This window comes from Streptomyces sp. NPDC107538, assembly GCF_055657445.1.
This window is the reverse complement of the sequence record NZ_JBVKAY010000004.1, coordinates 144,247-165,972: the sequence shown is the minus strand read 5'-3', so window position 1 is coordinate 165,972 and position 21,726 is coordinate 144,247. Positions and strand designations below refer to the sequence as shown.

Genomic DNA, 21,726 nt, shown 5'->3' with positions numbered 1-21,726 from the left:
CATTCCGTAAAGGGAGAGTTGTTCAATTTTCGAGGAAGCTCGTGATGCCGTCCGAGATTCCCCGGGCCGCTTTCTGGCGCCACGCTCCGCTGGTGAGCTGGGCCGCGTCCTTGCTGTCGCGCATGTTGCCGCACTCGATGAACACCTTGGGAACGGTGGAGAGGTTGAGGCCGCCGAGGTCGGTGCGGGTGACGATGCCGGTGCCTCCGCCGACGTAGTTGGAGGGGGCGCTGCCGGTGGCGCGGACGAAGTAGCCGGCGATGCGCTCGCCGAGGTCGCGGGAGGGGGCGACGATGGGCCGGGTGTCGGCGGCGCCCTCGCGCACCGAGCCCGGCAGGATGACGTGGAAGCCGCGGTTGCCGGCGCCGGAGCCGTCCGCGTGGATCGACACCACCGCGTCCGCCTTCGCCTCGTTGCCGATCCGTGCCCGCTCGTCGATGCACGGGCCCCAGTCGCGGTCGTCGTCCTGCGTGAACTTCACGGTGGCGCCCTGCTGTTCGAGGAGTGTCCGCATCCGCCGGGCGACGTCGAGCGTGAACTCGGCTTCCAGGTAACCGTCGTTGGTGGTCGTCCCCGTCGTGTCGCACTCCTTCGCGTTCGTCCCGATGTCCACCTTGCGGTTGATCTCGGTGGTGTGCTGGAAGTTACCGGGATTGTGGCCGGGGTCGATCACGACGACCTTGCCCTTGAGGGGGCCGGTGGCGGAGGGCGCGGAGGCGCCCCCTGAGGGTTCGGTCTTCTTCCCGTCGCCGGTGGCGGTCGGCTGCTCGCCCGTCGCCGAGGGCGTGCTCGCCGACCGGGTCTGCGGGCCCGCCGCGTCGGTCGGCCCGCCGCCGGAGTCCCCGACGGCCTGCCAGACCCCCCACCCGGCCACCGCCCCCACCACGACCGCGGCCACCGCCACGACCGCCGGACGGCGAAGAACGGAACGACGGGGCTGGGGCGGATCGAAGTCCGGACCTACATACGACACGCCTGCCACCTTACGGGGCGGGGCGGGGTGGGCCGGGTCGGGGCCGTGGCGGTTGTCGGGTGCGGGTCCGGTGGGGGTTCTCGCGCAGTTCCCCGCGCCCCTGAAAGGCCAGGCCCTGCGGGCCTGGATGGCGACGGGGTTGCGGGTCTGGAAGGTGGTGGGCCGGGGTGGGGGCGTGGTGCTTGTCGGGTGCGGGTTCGGTGGGGGTTCTCGCGCAGTTCCTCGCGCCCCTAACAGACCAGGCCCTGCGGGCCTGAAAGACCCACGGGGCGGCGGGGCCGCGGGCTTGGAAAGCGGCGGGGCTGCAAGTCTGAAAGGCTGCGGGGCTGCGGGGCTGCGGGGCGCCGGGGTGGCCGGGTGGTGGGGTGCCGGCGTGGTGGGGTGAAAAGCATGGGGCGTAGCCCCTGCTTTTCAGGGGCGCGGGGAACTGCGCGAGAAGCCCCACCGGGCCCGCGGCCGGAAACCGACGCCCCCTCCCGGGCCGGACCGGACCGGGAGGTCACCCGGCGCGGGCCGAGCACGGGGGGCACCGTCACGCCCCAGCACACCCCCAGGCCAAGCCCGCGCAGCGACGCGGTAGGCGTACACGCCGTCGCGAGATAAAGTCGTTCGGTTACGTCTGGTTGTGGGGCGGGGCATCGCCGCGCGGTCGATGGGGCCCCGGTGGGAGGGCCTGTAGCGCATGAGTCGTCGCTCCAACGGGTTGGCCGGCATCTGGGCCGAGGCACAACGCCAACAGCAGCGTCAGTCGGAGGAGCGGGCCCGCCAGCAGCGCGAGTACGAGCGACAACAGCGCGCGTACCAGCGGGAGGTGGCCCGCAGCCAGCGCGAGCAGCAGGCGACGTACCGCCAGCAGCGCGAGGCGGAGGCCCGCCGCCGCAGCGACGAACTGGACGCCCAAGTCCTCGCCCTGGAAGGGCTGTTGGTGACCGGCTGCCGCGCCCCCGCGTTCCGCGCCGCGTCCCTCACCCGCCCCGAGAACCTGGAACCCTTCTCTCCGGGCCCGCTCGCCCACCCCGTCCCCATGCCGGACCCCCACCACAACCACTACCAGGCACAGGGCGGTTGGTCCGCCCAGCGGCGCGCCCAGGCGCAGGCCGAGGCACGCGCCCGCTTCGAGCACGACTGGCACGCCGCCCAGGCCGCCGAGGCCCAGCGGCAGCAGCAACTGGCCCAGTACCAGCGGCAGTACGAGCAGTGGGCCGAAGGGCAGCGGGCGGAGATCCGCCGGCACAACGCCGGGCTCGCGCGGATGGCCACCGCACTGCGCGACGGCGACCCGGAGGCCGCCGTCGACTACTTCTCCGCCGCCCTCTACGCCTCGCCCGCCTGGCCCGACGGCTTCCCCCGAGGCGTCTCCGCCGCCTACGACTCGGCCGCCCGCCAACTGGTCCTGGACTGGGAGCTGCCCAGATACGACGTCGTCCCCGAGGCGAAGAGCGTCGTCTACATGCCGAGCGTCGACCAGGACAAGGAGCGCCCGCGCCCGGTCACCCAGCGCCGGTCCCTCTACCGCGACGTCCTCGCGCAGTGCACCCTTCTCGTCCTCCACGACCTGTTCGCCGCCGACGAGTTCGGCGCGCTGGAGTCGGTCGTCCTGAACGGCTTCGTGGACGACCACGACCCGGCGACCGGCCGCCGCACCCAGATCGTCCTGACGACCGTCCAGGTGCCCCGGTCGGTCTTCGCCGGCCTGCACCTGGAGCAGGTGAGCGCCGTCGACTGCCTGACCGACGGTCTGCGGGGCCAGTTGTCCGCCCGCCCCGACCAGCGCACCCCCGTGCGACCCGGCCGCCGGCCCGACGACGTCGGCAACGGCGTCGTCACCCACGGCGGCGAGGACGAGCCCGACCTGCTCGCCATGGACCCCCTGGCCTTCGAAGCACTGGTCGCGGAACTCTTCCGGGCCATGGGCATGCAGGCGGTCACCACCCAGCGCTCGGGCGACGGCGGGGTCGACGTGGACGCCCTGGACCCGACCCCCATCCGGGGCGGCAAGATCGTCGTCCAGGTCAAGCGCTACCGCAACACCGTCCCGCCGACCGCCGTCCGCGACCTCTACGGCACGGTCCAGGACGCCGGCGCCAACAAGGGCGTCCTCGTGACGACGTCCAAGTTCGGCCCCGGCTCCCACACCTTCGCCAACGGCAAACCGCTGGAACTGATCTCGGGCCGCGAACTCGTCGACCTCCTCCACCGGCACGGCCTGCGGGGCCGCCTGGGGACGGGCGAGCCCGCCGCTCCCGCGCCCGCTCCCGTGTCCTCGACCGCCCCCACGGTCGTGATGCCCGCCCAGCGGACCGCACCGGACACCTCGGCCCCTACTCCCACCCCTCCCCCTGACGACTACAGCGTGCTCGGCATGTACTGGACCGGCGGCGTCGCCCTGGACGTCTGCGCGCTCGTCTGCCACGGCAACCGGGTCCTCAGCGACGACCACTTCGTCTTCTACAACAACGCCGGCACCCCCGACGGCGCGGTCCGCGCCGTCCCGCCGACCGCACCCGACAAGGCCGCGATCCAGGTCTCCTTCGACACACTGCCCGCGGAGGCCGACCGTCTCGTCCTGGTCGCCGCGATCGACCCGGCCGTGAACCCCGACGCCGACCTCTCCGGCTTCACCGACGCCGGCATCCGCCTCCTCGACCCGTCCCGCGCCGAACAGGGCCGCCTGGACGTCTCCGACGGCCGCACCGGCGAAACGGCCCTCACCCTCGGCTCCTTCCGCCGCCGCTCCAACGGCGACTGGGACTTCGTCATCGGCGGCAAGGGATACCGGGGTGGCCTGGAGGAACTGGTCCAGGACCACGGCATAGAAGTGGCGTGACCTGGAAGTAGGGGGCGGGAGGGGGCGCGGGCGGAGCGGGTCAGACGCCCGTGCCGCCGGTGCCCGTGCCGCGGGTGGCCGTGCCGCCGCCGCCGTCCGTCCGCCGCAGCACCCGCAGGGAGTCCGTCGCCGAGACCTCCGTGAAGGCGCCGGAGGCGAGGGCACGCAGATAGACGCGGTACGGGGCCTGCCCGGTGAACTCGTCCTCGGGGTCGGGGAAGACGTCGTGGATGACGAGGAGGCCGCCCGGCGCGACATGCGGGGCCCAGCCCTCGTAGTCGGCGGTGGCGTGCTCGTCGGTGTGGCCGCCGTCGATGAAGACGAGGCCGAGCGGGGTGCCCCAGAACGCGGCGACCTGCGGCGACCGGCCCACGACCGCGACGACGTGCTCCTCCAGGCCCGCCTTGTGGAGGGTCCGGCGGAAGGTGGGGAGCGTGTCCATCCGGCCCACCTCGGGGTCGACGGTGGACGCGTCGTGGTACTCCCAGCCCGGCTGCTGCTCCTCGCTGCCCCGGTGATGGTCGACGGTGACCGCCACGACGCCCGCCTCCCGGGCGGCGTCCGCCAACAGGATCGTCGACCGCCCGCAGTACGTCCCCACCTCCAGCAACGGCAGCCCCAGCCGCCCCGCCTCCACCGCCGCCGCGTACAGAGCCAGCCCTTCCCCGGTCGGCATGAACCCCTTGGCCGCCTCAAACGCGCCGAGCACCTCGGGCTTGGGCGTGGGATGCGGTGCCGCGGCGGCCATGGGTTCCTCCGTGTAGTCGTACGTCCCTGGGGGCGCCCCATGCTGCCACGCGCCGACCGGTGGGCAGAGCGGGGGATCGGGCCGACTGCCGGGTGCGGGCCCGGTGGGGCTCCTCGCGCAGTTCCCCGCGCCCCTAAAAGACCAGGCCCTGACCAGGCCCTCGCGGGCCTGAAAAGCACGGGGCGCAGCCCCTGCTTTTCAGGGGCGCGGGGAACTGCGCGACCAGCCCCCACCGAACCCGCGCATACCCACCCACCCCGCGCGGAGCGCGAAAGCGGGTCGAAGGGGCGCAGCCCCTGGGGGATGGGACGGGTAGGGGCGGCGGGGGCGAGACCTAACGGACGACGGCGGCCCGGTCCTCCCCGGACACCACGCCCCCCTCACTGATCCCCCCACCCTCACTGCTACTCGCAAGCAACGTCCCCGAGCCCCGCCGCCCCGGCAGAAACACCGCCAGAACAACCCCGACCGCAACCGCCCCCGCCGCGATGAGAAACGAGACCCGAAACCCGTGCATCGTCGGCACCACCACACCCCCGACATGATCCGCCGTATTGGCCAGCACCACCCCGATCACCGCACTGGACACAGACGTACCCACCGACCGCATAAGCGTGTTGAGCCCATTCGCCGCCCCCGTCTCGGACGGATCGACGGCCCCGATGATCAGCGCCGGCAGCGACGAGTACGCGAGCCCGATCCCCGCCCCCAGCACCACCGACACCACCACGGTCTGCCACGCCGCACTCATCAGCCCGAGCCCCGCGCCGTACCCGATCCCGATGATCAGCATGCCCAGAATGAGCGTGCTCTTGGGCCCGTACTTGGCGGAGATCCGGGCGTAGACCGGCGCGGTGAACATCATCGTCAGCCCCAGCGGCGCCACACACAGCCCCGCGACGACCATCGACTGCCCGAGGCCGTAACCGGTGGAGGTCGGCAGCTGGAGCAGCTGCGGCAGGACGAGGGAGACCACGTAGAAGGAGACGCCGACCATGATCGAGGCGAGGTTGGTGAGAAGGACCTCACGGCGGGCGGTGGTGCGCAGATCCACCAGCGGCGCGGCGATACGCAGCTCCAGAACGCCCCAGAGCAGCAGCACCGCGGCCGACGCGCCGAACAGGCCGAGCGTGGTCGCGGAGGTCCAGCCCCAGTCGCCGCCCTTGGTGATCGGCAGCAGGAAGAGGACGAGGCCGACGGAGAGGCCGAGCGCGCCGAGGTAGTCGAAAGTGCCCTCCGCGCGGGTCTTCGTCTCCGGTACGGCGACGAGGGTCAGCACGATGGAGAGGACACCGAGACCGGCGGCGCCGAAGAAGAGAACGTGCCAGTCGGTGTTCTGCGCGACCGCCGCGGCGAGCGGCAGCGCGAGTCCGCCGCCGACGCCGATGGACGAGCTCATCAGGGCCATGGCGGAGCCGAGGCGCTCACGGGGGAGTTCGTCGCGCATCAGGCCGATGCCCAGTGGGATCGCGCCCATGGCGAAGCCCTGGAGTGTACGGCCGACGATCATCGGCACGAGCGCGCTGGTGAAAGCGCTGATCAGCGCGCCGACCACCATCACGGCCAGGCTGGCGAGCAGCATGCGGCGCTTGCCGAAGAGGTCGCCGAGGCGGCCCATGATCGGAGTGGCCACGGCACCGGAGAGGAGGGTGGAGGTCAGGACCCAGGTCGCGTTGCTGGGCGAGGTGCCCAGCAGCTGCGGAAGGTCCTTGATCACCGGGACCAGCAGGGTCTGCATCACCGCGACCACGATTCCCGCGAAGGCCAGCACCGGGACGATCCCGCCGGAGGCCCGCGTGGTCGGCCTGTCGTGAGTCGGCGGTGTCTGCGGTCGTGTCATGGAGCGGGGCCTCCTGGCCGGGTAAGGGTATGTGCCATCTGAACCTCGTGCGCCCGGGCAACTATTCCGTTGTTTTGAGTGACTAACGAAAACTTGACCCGCCCATGGGGAAGTGACAGGGCGTCAGGGGCGTGGGAGCGGCAGTCGGGCGCCTGGTCCAGGGTGAGCCCGGTGGCCGGTGGCCGGTGGCCGGTGGCCGGTGGCCGGCGGCCCGGCGTGATCCGACGATGGCGACGGCCTGCCGCTCCCGCGTCCCGCCCGCCATGCCCCCACTCGACGCCGACGCCCGCACCCCGTGCGCCCCGGCAGATGCGCCTGTACGGAGTCCGGCGGGATGAATGTCATGGGTGGCCGCGACGCGTGGAGCGGCACGTATCTGACGTACTGTCAGGAGTCTTCACATGTGTGCGTGGCTCGGCTATACAGAGGGTCGCCGGACTGGAACGCGTTCTAGGTGGGCGGGTTCCGGGTCCGCCGCGACGACCTCGGTGCGGCCGCTGGTGCGGACGGTCGTACCGAGGTTCCGCCATCCGTCGGCCACCGCACACAGGAGCCCCATGCCCATCGACGCAGCCAAGGCGCTCGCGGCCGAGCCACGTTCCGCCGAGATCGCGTGGACCCGTAAGGACGTACTGCTCTACCACCTCGGCATCGGCGCCGGGATCCCCGCGACCGACCCCGGCGAACTGCGCTACACGCTGGAGTCCCGGCTGCACGTCCTGCCGAGCTTCGCGACCGTCGCCGGCGCCGGCTCGCCGGACGTCATCGGCGGCCTGAACGCACCCGGCGTCGACGTCGACCTCGCCAAGGTCCTGCACGGTGGCCAGCGCGTCGAGCTGCACCGGCCGATCCCCGTCGAGGGCCGGGCGACCGCGACCTCGCGGGTGGCGGCGGTGTACGACAAGGGCAAGGCGGCCGTCCTGGTGATGCGGACCGAAGTCGCCGACGCCGAGGGCCCGTTGTGGGTGAACGAGGCGCAGATCTTCGTACGCGGGGAGGGCGGCTGGGGCGGCGAGCGTGGGCCGTCCGCGCGGCAGGAACCGCCGACGACCGCCCCCGACAAGGAGGTCGAGCGCGCCGTCCGTGAGGACCAGGCGCTGCTGTACCGCCTCTCCGGCGACTGGAACCCGTTGCACGCCGACCCGGAGTTCGCGGGACGCGCCGGATTCGACCGGCCGATCCTGCACGGCCTGTGCACCTACGGGATGACCCTGAAGGCCGTGGTGGACACCGTGCTCGGCGGCGACGTCGGCCGCGTCCGCTCGTACGGGACGCGCTTCGCGGGCGTGGTCTTCCCGGGCGAGACCCTCCGCATCCGGATGTGGACGCCGGACGACCGCACGGTACGGGTGACGGTCGCCGCCGCCGACCGGGACGACGCCGCCGTACTGGCGGACACGCTCGTCGAGCACGAGTGAACGGGCGGGTGAACGGGCGGGTGAACGGGCGGGCGAACGGACGAATGAGCAGCTCAGCACGACGGTAGGCCAGGTACTCCTGAGGGGAGCCGCACCATGCGCGCAGCCGTACTGCACGAGATCGGTCAGGACAAGCTCGACGTGGTCGACGACGTCGAGGCGGTGGGCTTCGGACCGGGCCGGGTGAGGATCCGGGTGCGGGCCACGGGGCTGTGCCACTCGGACCTGTCCGCGATGGCCGGGGTGCTGCCGCAGCCCGGACCGTTCGTCCCCGGGCACGAGGGGGCCGGCGAGATAGTCGAAGTCGGGGAGGGCGTGAGCCACTTGAAGGCGGGGGACCGCGTCGTGGTCTGCTGGCTCCCGGCCTGCGGCACCTGTCCCGCCTGCAAGCGCGGGCAGACCCATCTCTGCCTCGCCGGATTCCTCAACGCCGGTACGCCCAACTTCAAGCGGCCCGCCGGGGACGTCTTCGGCTTCGCGGGCACCGGCACGTTCGCCGAGGAGGTCGTCGTCGACGCGGGCTGCGCGGTGCCGATACCGGACGACGTGCCCTTCGACATCGCCGCCCTCATCGGCTGTGGCGTCACCACCGGACTCGGCGCGGCCCTCAACACCGCCGATGTGGAAGCCGGTTCGTCGGTCGCGGTCATCGGCTGCGGGGGCGTCGGCATCTCGGCGATCCAGGGCGCCCGGCTCAAGGGCGCCGCCGAGATCGTCGCCGTCGACCCGGTGGTCTCCCGACGCGAGGCGGCGCTCAAGTTCGGTGCCACCAAGGCCATTTCACCGGACGAGCTGGCCGACGCCAAGCAGTCCGTCACCGCCGGGGAGGGCTTCGACTACGTCTTCGAGGTCGTCGGCCGCTCGGCCACCGCCCGTACCGCGTACGAGACGACCCGGCGCGGCGGCACCCTCGTCGTGGTCGGCGCGGGCGCGCTGGACGACTACCTCCAACTCAGCATGTTCGAGCTGTTCTTCGACGAGAAGCGGATCCTGCCGTCCATGTACGGCGGCGGAGACGTCCTGCGCTCCTACGAGCGGGCCATCGCCCTCTGGCGGGCCGGCCGCATCGACCTCGCGAGCCTGATCACCCACCGGGTGCCCCTCACCGACATCAACGAGGCCCTGGACCAGATGCGGACCGGGGTGGCCCTGCGCACCTGCATCGAGATCTGACCACGGCGCACACGACCGCGACGCGGGCACGAGGGAGAGAGGGAGGGGTTCGGGATGGCATCGCCACGCGAAGGGCGGCGGCTCGGGGGGCAGCCGTTGGAAGGACGGCGGCTCGGGGGGCGGCCGGTCGAAGGGCTGCCGCTCGAAGGGCTGTCGGCGATCGTGACCGGCGCGGGGCGCGGCCTCGGCCGGGCCGAGGCGCTGGAGCTGGCCCGGCTGGGCGCGGCCGTCGTCGTGAACGACTACGGACGGCCGGGCCGGGACGGTTCCGGCGAGGAGTCCGCGGGGCCCGCCGAGGAGGTGGCGGCCACGATCCGCGCGGCGGGCGGACGCGCGGTCGTCCACACCGGCGATGTGTCCGACCACCAACAGGCCCGGGAACTGGTCGAGTCGGCGGTCACGGAGTTCGGGAAGCTGGACATCCTCGTCAACAACGCCGGAATCCTGCGGGACCGCATGGTCTTCTCGATGTCGGAGGAGGAGTGGGACGCGGTCCTCCGGGTGCATCTGAAGGGGCACTTCAACACGACCCGGTTCGCCTCCGCGTACTGGCGTGACCGGGCGAAGGCGGGCGGCGGCGGTCCGGTGTACGGGCGGATCGTGAACACCTCGTCGGAGGCCTTCCTCGCGGGCTCGGCGGGCCAGCCCAACTACGCGGCGGCGAAGGGCGGCATCGTCGGACTGACCACGTCCACGGCGCTCGCGCTCGCCAAGTACGGCGTCACGGCGAACGTGATCTGCCCCCGGGCCCGCACCCGGATGACCGAGGACGTGTTCGGCGAGTCCGCCTCCGGCGACCTCGACCCCCTCGCCCCCGAGCATGTCGCCCCCCTCGTCGGCTACCTCGCCTCACCCGCCGCCGCCCGGGTGAACGGCCAGCTCCTCGTCGTCCACGGCGGCATGGTCGCCGTTGTCGAACGCCCGCGCGTCCAGGCCAAGTTCGACACCAAGCAGGACGCGTTCACCCACGACGAGCTGGACGGCCTCCTCACGCCGTACTACGCGGACCGCCCGGAGGGCGAGACCTTCGCGGCGACGGAGGTGCTGGGCCTGCGACACGGGCCGGCGGCGGCCCCGTAAGGGGCGCGGGGGACGGTGCGGGGAACGGCGCGATCAACCACGTAAGAGCCGCAGAGGCGTCCTACGGGGTCGGCCCGCCCCGAACGGAACGGCCCCGCCCGTCGAATTCCATGACGGGCGGGGCCGGATGCCGTGATGGTCAGTTCTGGCGTCGACCTACCGAATTGACGTTTCTCCAGAGGTGACCGGGAGGGACTCGTGCCGCCGTTCAGGCGGACGGCGTCGGCTCCGTGTGTTCGGCCGGCTTACGGTGGCGTCCGCGAGGGGTCGCCTTCTCGGTTTCGTGGGCCGAGAACTGGCCCCGGTGTTTGCCGTGGCCGTCCGCCTCGTGGGGGTTGGCCGTGGGCGGCTGGATGGTGTGCACGTCGCTCATTGGAAGTGTTCCCCGTCGAATGATCTTCTTACCGGCGGGTGATTTTAACGGTCCGGTCCCCTCGCCCCGAAGCCGTCCGAGGGCGTGTCGCCCGCGCCGGGTCCACTTCGCCCGCAGCCCGCACATCACCTTCACCCGACGGTCACCTCCTCCGGTACGCGCCCCTCCAACGGCGCCTGCTGCAACGGCACGGGCCGGGCGATGGCCGGCGCGGACGCTTCCGTGCGGGAGGTACCGGAGGCACCGGAGCCACCGGCGGCGCCTGCGTCGGAGACCTTCCCGTCGGCGGACCCCGCACCCTCCCGAGCGCCCTCCCGGGGCTCGTGCCGCGCCGCCTCCCGCGCCCCCTCCCGCAACTCCCCCCGGGATTCCGCCGCCTCCCCCCAGGGCACCCCCACCCGAGCCACCCCGCACCGCACCACCCCTGTGGTGTACGGCAGTTGCAGCACGCCCTCCCGGCTCCACAGCCCCGCGCCCGCCAACCAGCCTTCGGGGGCGGGGAGATGGAGGATGCGGCGGGCCGCCGGTCTCCAGACGCCGACCCAGCTGCCCCGGGGCCCGTCCACGCGCAGCGCGACCGCACAGCTCTCGGGGGTCAGGATCTGGCCCGGCTGGATGGCGAACGGGGTGATCCGATGGCCGTCCGGCACCCGCAGACACTCCGGGAAGCGGACCGGGAGCGTACTGCCCAACACGCCCCAGCCGAGCCGGTCTTGGCCGGGAGAGGGCGCGTCGGAGCGGATCAGGAGAAGCCCGCTGTCGGGGTCGGACAGCAGCACCCGGTCGTTGCTGTCGTCCGCGATCTGCAGCAGCGGCGACACCGCACCGCCCTGCTCCAGATCCACCACCACCGACTTGGTCCGGCCGCCCCACTCCTGGTCCAGGGCGAGCAGTCGGCCCGTACCGTCGAGCCAGACGCCGCCCGCACACCGTCCCGGCACCTGCGCCACCATCTCCGGCCCGAACGTGCCGCCCACCACCAGCCACACGGTGGTGGCGCTCCGGCCCAGGGCGAGGGCGTACGCCCGCTCCCCGCACGGCGCGGGCGGCAGCAGGCGCAGCTCGGCCGCCGGATCGGCGCATTCGACCGCGCCGAGCGGGAGTTCACCGGTGCCGGGCCCGGTCGGGTAGAGGAGGGAGAACAGGTGCCGTTCGGCGGCCAGCCGGTGGATCAGGACCCGGCCGTCGGTCATGGGGAGCACTTCGGTGCCGGGCTCCTCCGGCTGGTTGCCGGGCAGCGGGACGGCGTACGGCTCGGGGCCGTCCAGGGTCCAGCGCTCGGGGAACCAGGACTCCCCGTCGAGCGCGAGGCGCGCCGCGTATGTCCCGTCGGCGGTGATCACGCAACCGGGCGGCGCGAGCCGCCCGCTCCCACCGCTGCCGTCGCCGCGATCCCGTCCCGCGTGTTCCCGTCCCACGTGTTCCTGTCCCGCGTTCTCCCGCCCTTCGTCCTCCCGCCCTTCGTCCTCCCTCCGTTCCTGCTCCCTCCGTTCCTTCTCCCGCTCTCCGTCCTCCTGCCCTGTCTCCTCCTGTCCCGTCCCGTGCCCGTGGCCCGTGGTGGGTGAGGGTGGTGTACAGGCCGTCATCGTTCGATCACCTCCGGCGACGAAGCTAGTTTTCGTACGCACAGACGGGGGACAACCTGGACGCCCTTCACACATAAGGGTGCTCGTCGGGCGATTCGCCTGAGGGAACGGCGACGGATGTGCTGACCGAGGGGCGACCGGGGGGCGGCTGGTCAAGTGACCCGCGGCCGGTCTGGGACGGGAGCGGTGCAGGTAGCCTTTGTGCGTGCCCCGTCTGTCTGAAGTCATCGCCGCGCTCGACGCCCTCTGGCCGCCCGAGAGGGCCGAGGGGTGGGACGCGGTCGGCACGGTCTGCGGAGACCCCGACCAGGAGGTCACGCGGGTCCTGTTCGCCGTCGACCCGGTTCAGGCGATCGTCGAGGAAGCGGTGAAGCTGGGCGCCGACCTGCTGGTCACCCACCACCCGCTCTATCTGCGCGGTACGACCACGGTCGCGGCCTCCACCTTCAAGGGCCGTGTCGTGCACACCCTGATCAAGAACGACATCGCGCTGCACGTCGCCCACACCAACGCCGACACCGCCGACCCGGGAGTCAGCGACGCCCTCGCCGGCGCGCTGGACCTGAGGGTCGTACGCCCCCTCGTGCCGGACCCCACCGACCCGAGCGGGCGTCGCGGTCTCGGCCGGGTGTGCGAGCTGGACCACCCGCTGACCGTGCGCGACTTGGCAGCGCGGGCCGCCGAGCGGCTGCCCGCCACCGCGCAGGGCATCCGGGTCGCCGGCGACCCCGAGGCGCTGGTCCGCACGGTCGCCGTCAGCGGCGGCTCCGGCGACAGCCTCTTCGACGCCGTACGCGCGGCCGGTGCCGACGCCTTCCTCACCGCGGACCTGCGCCACCACCCGGCGTCCGAGGCCGTCGCCCGTACGACGGAAGGCACCCCCACACCTCTCGCGCTGCTCGACGCGGCGCACTGGGCCACCGAATGGCCCTGGTGCGAGCTGGCCGCCGCCCAGCTCGACGAGATCTCCGACCGGGAGGGCTGGGACCTGCGCGTCCACGTCTCCAAGACGGTCACCGACCCCTGGACCGCCCACGCGGCATCCGCCCCGACCTCTATCGCAATGGGAGCCCCCAACTGAACGCCGCGCCCGCCGACCAGATCCGACTCCTCGACGTCCAGGGCCTGGACGTCCGCCTGCAGCAGCTCGCGCACAAGCGGAGGTCGCTGCCCGAGCACGCCGAGATCGAGTCGCTGACGAAGGACCACACCCAGCTGCGCGACCTGCTCGTGGCCGCGCAGACCGAGGAGAGCGACACCGCCCGCGAGCAGACCAAGGCCGAGCAGGACGTGGACCAGGTGCGCCAGCGTGCCGTCCGTGACCAGCAGCGCCTGGACTCGGGTGCGGTCAGCTCCCCGAAGGACCTGGAGAACCTCCAGCGCGAGATCGCCTCCCTCGCCAAGCGGCAGGGTGACCTGGAGGACATCGTCCTGGAGGTCATGGAGCGCCGGGAGTCCGTGCAGGAGCGGGTCGCCGAGCTGACCGAGCGGGTCGGTGCCGTGCAGGGGAAGGTCGACGACGCGACCGCGCGCCGGGACGCCGCGTTCGAGGAGATCGACGGCGAGGTGGCGACGGTGACGAAGGAGCGCGAGGTCATCGCGGCGTCGGTCCCCGCGGACCTCCTCAAGCTCTACGACAAGCTGCGCGACCAGCAGGGCGGCATCGGCGCGGCCAAGCTGTACCAGCGCACCTGCCAGGGCTGCCGCCAGGAGCTGTCGATCACCGACTTCAACGACGTCCGCAAGGCCACGCCCGACACGGTCGTCCGCTGCGAGAACTGCGGCCGCATCCTGGTGCGTACGTCCGAGTCGGGCCTCTAGGGGCGCGGGCGAGGGCGGGGCGGGGCGGGGCGGGACGGCAAGGGGCTTTCGGCATGCGGGAGTTCATCGTCGAGGCGGACGGCGGTTCCCGGGGCAACCCGGGGCCCGCGGGCTACGGCTCGGTCGTCCTCGACGCGGTGACCGGCGAGACGTTGGTGGAGGCCGCCGAGTACATCGGGGTCGCCACGAACAACGTCGCCGAGTACCGCGGGCTCATCGCGGGTCTGAAAGCGGCGTACGAGCTGGACCCGGCGGCCGCCGTCCGGGTCCGGATGGACTCCAAGCTCGTCGTCGAGCAGATGTCGGGCCGCTGGAAGATCAAACACCCCGACATGAAGCCCCTGGCCGCCGAGGCCGCCCGCGTCTTCCCACCCGACCGCGTGACGTACGAGTGGATGCCCCGCGACCAGAACAAACACGCCGACCGCCTCGCCAACGAGGCGATGGACGCGGGCAAGCGGGGGGAGCGGTGGTCGCCGGCGGCGTCCACCGCGGAGTTGGACACGCGGGCCGGAGGGGCGGCGGGGGCGGCGGGGGCCGCGCCTCCGCAGCCACCGGGCCCGCCGGGAGACGCGACGGCCGGGGCGGCGAGGGCGCGGGCGGCACTGGCGGAGGGCCGCGGCGGAGCCGGAGGCCAAGGCCGTACGGTGACCCCGTGCCCGCCCACGCCCCCGGCCACCGCCGCCGAAGGCGAAGCGGCGGCTGAAGCGCACCCAGCGGCTGAAGCCGCCCCGAACGCCGGTCTGGCGCCCGGAGTTGCGGGTGCCGCAGGTGGTTCCAGGGGGCCCGGGGGTTCCGGCGGCGCCGCAGCCGGTTCCGCCGGCTCGCCGGGCGCGGCTGGGGCCCCGGACGCCCCCGAGGCTTCCCCGGCGCGGACGACTCCCACCACTCCCACCACTTCCCCAACCTCCGGCGGCACCCGTTCGGCCAAGGCGGCTGCCGACCTCCGTGCCGCCGCGAACGTCGCCTCCGCCGCGCCCGATCTCGGCGCCCCCGCCACCTTCGTGCTGCTGCGGCACGGCGAGACCCCGCTCACGCCGCAGAAGCGGTTCTCGGGGAGCGGGGGCTCGGACCCGTCCCTCTCCGACGTCGGCCGGTACCAGGCGGAACGGGTCGCCGCCGCGCTGGCGGCTCGGAGGACGATCCAGGAGGTCGTGTCGTCGCCGCTGGCCCGCTGCCGGGAGACCGCCGGGATCGTCGCGGCCCGTCTCGGCCTGAAGGTGACCGTCGAGGACGGGCTGCGGGAGACGGACTTCGGCGCGTGGGAGGGGCTGAGCTTCGGCGAGGTGCAGGAGCGCTACCCGGACGACATGAACGCCTGGCTGGCCTCCCCGGACGCCGAACCCACCGGCGGCGGCGAGAGCTTCGAGGCCGTCGCCCACCGCGTCGCCGCCACCCGCGACGAGCTGATCGCCACGCACCGGGGCCGCACGGTCCTGCTCGTCACCCACGTCACACCGATCAAGACCCTGGTCCGCCTGGCCCTCGGCGCACCCCCGGAGTCCCTCTTCCGCATGGAACTCTCGGCGGCCTCCCTGTCGGCCCTCGCCTACTACGCGGACGGCAACGCCACCCTCCGCCTCCTCAACGACACCTCCCACCTGCGCTGAGCGGTGGGCAGGGAAGGGATCGGGCGCTGTCGGCTCAGCGCGTGAGCGCCGCCGCCTCCCGCGCCAGCCCCTCGACCCGCGCCCAGTCCCGCGCGGCCAGCGCATCGGCCGGCAGCATCCACGTACCGCCCACGCAGCCGACGTTGGGCAGCGCCAGATACTCCGGCGCGTTGCCCGGCCCGACCCCACCGGTCGGGCAGAAGCGCGCCTGCGGCAACGGCCCGGCGAGCGACCTCAGATACGCCGTCCCGCCCGCGGCCTCCGCCGGGAAGAACTTCATCTCCCGCACCCCGCGTTCGAGCAGCGCCACGACCTCCGACGCGGTCGACACCCCCGGCAGGAACGGCACCCCGGACGCCCGCATCGACTCCAGCAGTACGTCCGTCCAGCCCGGGCTGACCAGGAAACGCCCACCCGCCGCCACGGCCTCCGTCACCTGCGCCGGAGTGATGACGGTCCCCACCCCGACCACCGCGTCCGGCACCTCCGCCGCGATCGCCCGTACGGCGTCCAGCGCGCCCGGCGTCCGCAGGGTCACCTCGATCGCCGGCAGCCCACCCGCGACCAGCGCCCGCGCGAGCGGCACGGCGTCAGCGGGGTCGTCGACGACGACCACGGGCAGCACGGGCGCGAGGTCGAGGACGGAGACGGAGACGCGCGAGGACGGGGGCGGCGATGAGGACATACCGTCATCCTGCCCGGGAGCAGCAGCATGCACAACGGGCGTTGCGCATGCTGCAATATGCCTGAGGTTCGCGGGTGACGGGGTCAGTGAACCTCGTCCACCAGCACATCCAGCGCCCACGCCTTCCCGGCCCCGGCCCCAGCACCGGCACCGCTCCCGGCCGGAGGCTCCACCTCCACCACATACCCGAGGTCCCGCAGCGCCTCCACCAGCTCCGCCGGCCCCTTGGGCGCGATCCCGGCCGACAGCAGACTCCGTACGATGCGGCCCTTGGTCGCCTTGTTGAAGTGGCTGACGACCTTCCGGGTGGGCGCGTGCAGCACCCGTACGGTCGCGGTCCGCCCGGCCACCGCGCCCTTCGGCTTCCACGCGGCCGTGTACGCGGAGGACCGCAGGTCGAGGACCAGCCCGTCCCCGGCGGCCTCGGGGAGCGCCGACGCCATCGGCGTACGCCAGTGCGTGCCGAGCGCCCCGATACCGGGCAGCTTCACACCCATCGAGCAACGGTAGGAAGGGATCCGGTCCGTCACCCGGACCGCGCCCCACAGCCCCGAGAAGACCAGCAGCTGACGCGCGGCCCGCTGCTTCGCGGCGGTCTCCAGCGTGGCCAGGCCGAGGGCGTCGTACAGCACGCCCGTGTACACCTGCCCGGCCGGCCGGGCCCCCGCCGTCAGCAGCTCGGCGTTCTTGGCGACCTCGCCGCGCAGCCCCTCGCTCAGCCCCAGCACCTCACGCGCCTTGTCCTCGTCCCCGGCGCACAGCTCGACCAGCTCCCGGATCACCGCCTCCCGCGCCCCGGCGAGCGCCGGCAGCGACAGCCCCTCCAGCTTCAGGGGAGCCCCACCGGCGGAGGGGGCCTTGCCTTCGGACGGCGGCAACAGGACGAGCACGGTCACTCCTTGCTCTCAGCGGCTTCGGGGTTTCGGGGCTTCGCGACAGCGTACGGGTGGGAGGGCGCCCCTCCGAAACGTGCCGCCCCCGGGATGCCACCCCACTCACCCCGCCCTACGCTCGACCCATGCCCCGCCGCCACCTCCATGTCACGGGCGCCGCCGAGGCTCCCCTGCGGGCGGCGCTGCGCGCACTGCGCACGGAACTCGGCGTGCCCGACGCCTTCCCCCTCCAGGTCCTCGTCGAGGCGGAGCGCACCGCGAAGGCACCGCGCCTGCCGTCGTACGACGCCACGGACCTCCCCCTCTTCACCATCGACCCGCCCACCGCCACGGACCTCGACCAGGCCATGCACCTGTCGCGCCGGCCGGGCGGCGGCTCGGGCGCCGGCGGCTACCGCGTCCGGTACGCCATCGCCGACGTCGCCGCCTTCGTCACCCCCGGCGGCGCCCTGGACGCCGAGGCCCACCGCCGGGTGACGACCCTCTACTTCCCCGACGGCAAGGTCCCCCTCCACCCGGCCTGCCTCTCCGAGGGCGCCGCCAGCCTCCTCCCGGCCCACACCTGCCCGGCGGTCCTGTGGACGCTGGACCTCGACGCGGACGGCCGTACCGAGAGCGTCGACGTCCGCCGGGCCCTGGTCCGCAGCCGCGCCAAGCTGAACTACGCCGCCGTACAGAAGGAGATCGACGCGGGCACCGCCGAGGAACCCCTCGCCCTGCTGAAGGAGATCGGTCAGCTGCGCGAGCGCCTCGAAGTCGAACGCGGCGGCATCTCCCTCACCACCCCCGAACAGGAGATCACCGAGCACACCAATGCGGACACCGGCCCCGGCCCCGATACCGGCACCTACGAACTGACCTACCGCGCCCCACTCCCCGCCGAAGACTGGAACGCCCAGATCTCCCTCCTCACCGGCATGGCCGCCGCCGACCTGATGCTGGCCCACGGCACCGGCGTCCTGCGCACGCTCCCGGCCGCCCCGGACGGTGCCGTGGGCCGCCTCCGCCGTACCGCCGAGGCCCTGCGCATCGACTGGCCGCACCACGTGTCGTACGCGCGACTGATCCGCACCCTCGACCCGCACGACCCCCGCCACGCCGCCTTCCTCCTGGAGTGCACGACGCTGCTGCGCGGCGCGCACTACACCCCGTTCCGCGACGGCGACCTCCCCGCGATCACCACGCACTCCGCCGTCGCCGCCCCCTACGCCCACTGCACGGCCCCGCTCCGCCGCCTCGTCGACCGCTACACCTCGGAGATCTGCCTAGCCGCTGCGGCCGACACCCCGACCCCCGACTGGGTCCTGGCCGCTTTCCCCACCCTCCCCGACGAGATGACCGAGGGCGGCCGCCGGGCCGGACGCGTCGAGCGCGAGTGCGTGGACCTCGTAGAGGCGGCACTGCTCAGGGACCGGGTGGGGGAGATCTTCGAGGGATACGTGGTGGATGTGGACGACGACCAACCTGGCACAGGAACCGTGCAGTTGGAGTCCCCGGCGGTCATCGGCCGGGTGACGGCAACCCCCGGCGGCCGACTGTCGCTGCCGCTGGGCGAGCGGCTGCGCGTACGGCTCACACAGGCCGAGCCGGGAGTGGCGAAGGTACGTTTCGTACCGGCGTGAACTCCCTTACTTCACGCACGAGTTGATCGGCCTCGTCGGCGTGGAAGCGCACCAGGCGTACTTCCCTGCGACGGCCCAGGAAGGTCGAGTAGGCGACGGGATCGGTCAGTTCGATCGTGACAGTGGTCTGCGAGCCCACCTCCATGTTCAGCTCACCCTCCCGCTTCTCGTGCGTCGTACGCAGCTCACGGCGGACCGAGGCGACGGCGCTCAGCGGCACGCACAGATCCACGGTGGCGAAGCGGCGCAGCCGCAGGGTCGTGCCGGTGAGGACGTGCGGGCGGGTCACGGAGGCGGCGTGCAGCCCGGCGACGATGAGGATCGTATAGAGGTCGAGGACGAGGAAGACGGAGTGCAGGAGCGGGAAGCCCCGCAACAGGACGGACAGGGCCACGGTCTCGACGACGCACACGAAGCCGAACCCGAACATCATGGCCCCCTGCCCCCGCGCGTACCCGAACGCCCGCGCCCCCTCCTCCCCGACCCCGTGCGGCCGCCGCGCCACCCAGCGCAACAGGCTGCCCAGCAGCAGGAGTTCATGGCGCAGGAGGGAGTGGGCGATCCGACCGGTGCTCTTCATCCGACCCGTGCTCCTCATGGGCGGTCCTCTCTCAGAATCCGGAGCGTGCGGCGGATGGCCTCCGCCTGGGCCGGGGCGAAGTCGGCGTAGAAGGCGCGGAGGAAGCTGTCGGTGCCGGCCCCGTTGCCGCCGCCGTGGTCCAGGCCCAGGTCGACTCCGACGTCCTGAGGGACCATGTCCGGCGGGATGAGGTCGGCCAGGACGCGGGCCGCCTCCGCCACGCGGGGGTCGTCGGGTTCGGCGTCGGCGAGCGCGTCGAGCAGGGCGTACGCCTCGTGCGCCCGCTCCACCGCGCCGGGGGCGGCCATCATGCTCTCCAGCGAGGCGAGCAACCCCGCCCGCACCTCGGGCGTGGCGGTGGTCTCCAGCAGGGCGAACACCTCGCGGTCCTTGGCGGCCATGGGGGAGTGCGGCGCGGGCCCGAACTTCCCGAAGAGCGCGGAGAGTTCGGGGGAGACGGGCCCCTCGACCGGCAGCCGTCCGGCACGCGCGTCCGCCATCAGGACCCGCAACCGCCCCCGCCGCTCCCGGATCTCCTCCTCCTGCCGCGCCAGATCTTCGTCCAACTCACCTAGCACCTCGACGAGTTCACGTCCCGCGTCGTCCGCGAGCACGTCCCGCACCTCGGCCAGCCCGAGCCCCAGCTCCGTCAGCCGCCGGATCCGCGCCAGCACGACCGCGTGCCGCAACGTGTAGTCCCGATACCCGTTGGCCCGCCGTTCCGGCTCCGGCAACAGCCCGAGATGGTGGTAATGCCGCACGGCCCGCGGGGTGACCCCGACGACCGCGGCGAGTTCTCCGATCCGCATACGCCCAGTAGAAACGTTGACGCTGCGGCAGGGTCAAGGACGGGTTCGGTGACCGATGGCGACTGACGGTGACCGGGATCGTGTGCCACGATCGAGGGAACGGTTCCCGATCTCATGGCCAGGTGATCAGCCGATGTCCCAGTCTGGCGAGCGACCGAAGAAGGAGGGGCGTGACATGACTGCCATGGCCCACGAGCCGCTCACGCAGGAAGACGTCCTGCTGGAGGGTTTTCTCGCCCTGGACACCCCGGAGGGATTCCGGGCTGAGCTTGTCGAGGGGGAGATCGTAGTGACACCGCCACCGGATGGGGATCACGAGGACTACATCGGGTTGATCGTGGCCCAGGTGATCAGGCTGGCGCGGACCGACATGCAGTTCTCCGGGAACAAGGGGCTGAAGTTGGGACAGGCGGAAGGAAGCCCGAAGGACCATGTGATCCCGGACGGTACCTTCGCTCCTCAGGCCCTGCGCCTCTACCGGGGCGCGGACTCCTGGATGCCCTGCCAGGGCGTCGCCATGGTGCTGGAGGTGACGTCCAGCAGGCCCAAGGCAGACCGTGAGGTCAAACGCCGCTGCTATGCCCGCGGCGGTATCCCGCTCTACCTGCTGATCGACCGCGACATGTCCGAGGCGACCCTCCTCAGCGACCCCCGGGACGACGACTACCGCCAGCGCTGCACCGTCCCCTTCGGCAAGCCGCTCACCCTCCCCGAACCCTTCGCCTTCGACCTGGAGACCTCTGACTTCCTCTGACTTCCTCGGACTTCCTCTGACTTCCTTTGCCTCCTTCCTCCTGCCCCGCCGGGCGTAGCCTGAAGGACCGGCGGCGCGAGGCGGAGTGGAGCGGAGGCAGAGGTGAGCACACACGGTGAGACCCGATGGACCCGCACCACCCTCGGCCGCGCCGACCACCCCCTGGACCTCCTCACCGCCCGCTTCGACCGCCACCGCTACGCCCCGCACACCCACGAGGAATTCAGCATCGGCATCTGCGTCCGGGGCGCCTCGTGCATCGACTACCGGGGCGGCGCCCTCACGGTGGGGGAGGGCTCGATCGTCGTCCTGGCCCCGGGCGAGGTCCACACCGGCGAGTCGGCCTTCGGCACCTACGCCTACCGCGCCCTCTACCCGGCCCCCGCCCTCCTCACCGACGGCATCCTCGGCGGCACCCCGCACTTCCGCGAGCCCCTCCTCCACGACCCGGAACTAGCCGCCGCCCTCCGCACCGCCCACACCGAGCTGAGCACCTGCCCCGACCCCCTGGAGGCCGAGTCCCGCCTCCCCTGGCTCCTGACGGCCCTGGCCCGCCGCCACTCGACATCCCGCCTCACCTCCGACAGACTCCCCGGCGCCGACACGGTCGCCCTCGCCGTACGCGACCGCCTCGCCGATGAGCTGGTGGCTCCCCCCTCCCTAGCCGACCTCGCCACCGACCTGGGCCTCTCCCGCTACCAACTCCTCCGGGCCTTCCGTACGACGATGGGGATGCCCCCGTACGCCTGGCTGGCCCAGCACCGGGTGGCCCGGGCCCGGGGCTTGCTGGAGGCGGGCGCCCGCCCGGCGGAAGCGGCGGCACAGGTGGGCTTCGCGGACCAGGCGCACATGACGCGCTGGTTCAGGAAGGTGCTGGGAGTGACGCCGGCGGCGTACCGCAACAGCGTTCAAGACCCACGCCGCTGATCCACCG

General features: G+C 72.8%; 19 protein-coding genes. 10 read left to right on the top strand and 9 right to left on the bottom strand.

Annotated elements, in window-relative coordinates:
- Positions 1-22 precede the first annotated feature (22 nt).
- A complete protein-coding gene (locus ACZ7MG_RS15210) occupies positions 23-973 on the bottom strand; it encodes an N-acetylmuramoyl-L-alanine amidase (RefSeq protein WP_471380369.1) in 951 nt (316 codons plus the stop codon).
- Between the two features lie 682 nt (positions 974-1,655).
- On the opposite strand from ACZ7MG_RS15210, the gene ACZ7MG_RS15205 reads away from it, so the two are divergent.
- Entirely contained in the window at positions 1,656-3,800 is a 2,145-nt protein-coding gene (locus ACZ7MG_RS15205) for a restriction endonuclease (RefSeq protein WP_471380370.1), read from the top strand.
- Positions 3,801-3,840: 40 nt separating this feature from the next.
- On the opposite strand, the gene ACZ7MG_RS15200 is transcribed toward ACZ7MG_RS15205, so the two are convergent.
- Entirely contained in the window at positions 3,841-4,548 is a 708-nt protein-coding gene (locus ACZ7MG_RS15200) for a class I SAM-dependent methyltransferase (protein ID WP_471380371.1), read from the bottom strand.
- A gap of 334 nt (positions 4,549-4,882) precedes the next feature.
- A complete protein-coding gene (locus tag ACZ7MG_RS15195) occupies positions 4,883-6,388 on the bottom strand; it encodes an MFS transporter (RefSeq protein ID WP_471380373.1) in 1,506 nt (501 codons plus the stop codon).
- Positions 6,389-6,945: 557 nt separating this feature from the next.
- On the opposite strand from ACZ7MG_RS15195, the gene ACZ7MG_RS15190 reads away from it, so the two are divergent.
- The 3 genes from ACZ7MG_RS15190 to ACZ7MG_RS15180 all read left to right on the top strand — a co-directional run bounded on the left by ACZ7MG_RS15190 (position 6,946) and on the right by ACZ7MG_RS15180 (position 10,059).
- Positions 6,946-7,806 (top strand): MaoC/PaaZ C-terminal domain-containing protein, encoded by an 861-nt coding sequence (locus ACZ7MG_RS15190; protein WP_471380374.1) that lies wholly within the window; start codon positions 6,946-6,948, stop codon positions 7,804-7,806.
- Positions 7,807-7,902: 96 nt separating this feature from the next.
- A complete protein-coding gene (locus ACZ7MG_RS15185) occupies positions 7,903-8,979 on the top strand; it encodes a Zn-dependent alcohol dehydrogenase (protein WP_471380375.1) in 1,077 nt (358 codons plus the stop codon).
- 54 nt (positions 8,980-9,033) lie between these two features.
- Entirely contained in the window at positions 9,034-10,059 is a 1,026-nt protein-coding gene (locus ACZ7MG_RS15180; RefSeq protein WP_471380376.1) for a 3-oxoacyl-ACP reductase, read from the top strand.
- Positions 10,060-10,267: 208 nt separating this feature from the next.
- Here ACZ7MG_RS15180 and ACZ7MG_RS15175 read toward each other — a convergent pair whose 3' ends face one another.
- Together ACZ7MG_RS15175 and ACZ7MG_RS15170 are read right to left on the bottom strand one after the other, a co-directional pair.
- Positions 10,268-10,432, bottom strand: a complete 165-nt coding sequence (locus tag ACZ7MG_RS15175; protein WP_471380378.1) for a hypothetical protein — start codon at positions 10,430-10,432, stop codon at positions 10,268-10,270.
- A gap of 131 nt (positions 10,433-10,563) precedes the next feature.
- Positions 10,564-12,018: a hypothetical protein gene (locus ACZ7MG_RS15170; RefSeq protein WP_471380379.1), complete on the bottom strand. Its 1,455-nt coding sequence runs from the start codon at positions 12,016-12,018 to the stop codon at positions 10,564-10,566.
- Between the two features lie 205 nt (positions 12,019-12,223).
- Here ACZ7MG_RS15170 and ACZ7MG_RS15165 point away from each other — a divergent pair, with 205 nt between their 5' ends.
- From ACZ7MG_RS15165 to ACZ7MG_RS15155, 3 genes are read left to right on the top strand one after another with little or no spacing between them, the layout of a single operon-like run.
- Complete coding sequence (locus ACZ7MG_RS15165; protein WP_471380380.1) at positions 12,224-13,099, top strand: Nif3-like dinuclear metal center hexameric protein; 876 nt, start codon at positions 12,224-12,226, stop codon at positions 13,097-13,099.
- Positions 13,096-13,839, top strand: coding sequence for a zinc ribbon domain-containing protein (locus ACZ7MG_RS15160; protein ID WP_471380571.1), 744 nt, complete (start codon positions 13,096-13,098; stop codon positions 13,837-13,839). Before ACZ7MG_RS15165 ends, ACZ7MG_RS15160 begins: the two co-directional genes overlap by 4 nt.
- A 53-nt stretch (positions 13,840-13,892) precedes the next feature.
- Entirely contained in the window at positions 13,893-15,449 is a 1,557-nt protein-coding gene (locus tag ACZ7MG_RS15155) for a bifunctional RNase H/acid phosphatase (RefSeq protein ID WP_471380382.1), read from the top strand.
- Positions 15,450-15,483: 34 nt separating this feature from the next.
- Here ACZ7MG_RS15155 and eda read toward each other — a convergent pair whose 3' ends face one another.
- Positions 15,484-16,134 (bottom strand): bifunctional 4-hydroxy-2-oxoglutarate aldolase/2-dehydro-3-deoxy-phosphogluconate aldolase, encoded by a 651-nt coding sequence (gene eda, locus ACZ7MG_RS15150; RefSeq protein ID WP_471380383.1) that lies wholly within the window; start codon positions 16,132-16,134, stop codon positions 15,484-15,486.
- Positions 16,135-16,217: 83 nt separating this feature from the next.
- Positions 16,218-17,024 carry a peroxide stress protein YaaA gene (gene yaaA, locus ACZ7MG_RS15145; protein ID WP_471380385.1) on the bottom strand — a complete coding sequence of 269 codons (807 nt, stop codon included), beginning with the start codon at positions 17,022-17,024 and terminating at the stop codon, positions 16,218-16,220.
- A 128-nt stretch (positions 17,025-17,152) separates the two neighbouring features.
- On the opposite strand from yaaA, the gene ACZ7MG_RS15140 reads away from it, so the two are divergent.
- Positions 17,153-18,649, top strand: coding sequence for an RNB domain-containing ribonuclease (locus ACZ7MG_RS15140; RefSeq protein ID WP_471380387.1), 1,497 nt, complete (start codon positions 17,153-17,155; stop codon positions 18,647-18,649).
- Here the strand turns inward: ACZ7MG_RS15140 and ACZ7MG_RS15135 are convergent.
- Entirely contained in the window at positions 18,600-19,229 is a 630-nt protein-coding gene (locus ACZ7MG_RS15135; RefSeq protein ID WP_471380389.1) for a hypothetical protein, read from the bottom strand. The two genes, ACZ7MG_RS15140 and ACZ7MG_RS15135, sit on opposite strands and share 50 nt — an antisense overlap.
- 14 nt (positions 19,230-19,243) lie before the next feature.
- Positions 19,244-20,038: a MerR family transcriptional regulator gene (locus ACZ7MG_RS15130; RefSeq protein ID WP_471380391.1), complete on the bottom strand. Its 795-nt coding sequence runs from the start codon at positions 20,036-20,038 to the stop codon at positions 19,244-19,246.
- A gap of 175 nt (positions 20,039-20,213) precedes the next feature.
- Here ACZ7MG_RS15130 and ACZ7MG_RS15125 point away from each other — a divergent pair, with 175 nt between their 5' ends.
- Positions 20,214-20,792 carry a Uma2 family endonuclease gene (locus ACZ7MG_RS15125; RefSeq protein ID WP_471380392.1) on the top strand — a complete coding sequence of 193 codons (579 nt, stop codon included), beginning with the start codon at positions 20,214-20,216 and terminating at the stop codon, positions 20,790-20,792.
- A 102-nt stretch (positions 20,793-20,894) separates the two neighbouring features.
- The gene (locus tag ACZ7MG_RS15120; protein ID WP_471380394.1) at positions 20,895-21,719 is read left to right on the top strand and encodes an AraC family transcriptional regulator; all 825 of its coding nucleotides are present in this window, start codon (positions 20,895-20,897) and stop codon (positions 21,717-21,719) included.
- Positions 21,720-21,726: the final 7 nt, after the last annotated feature.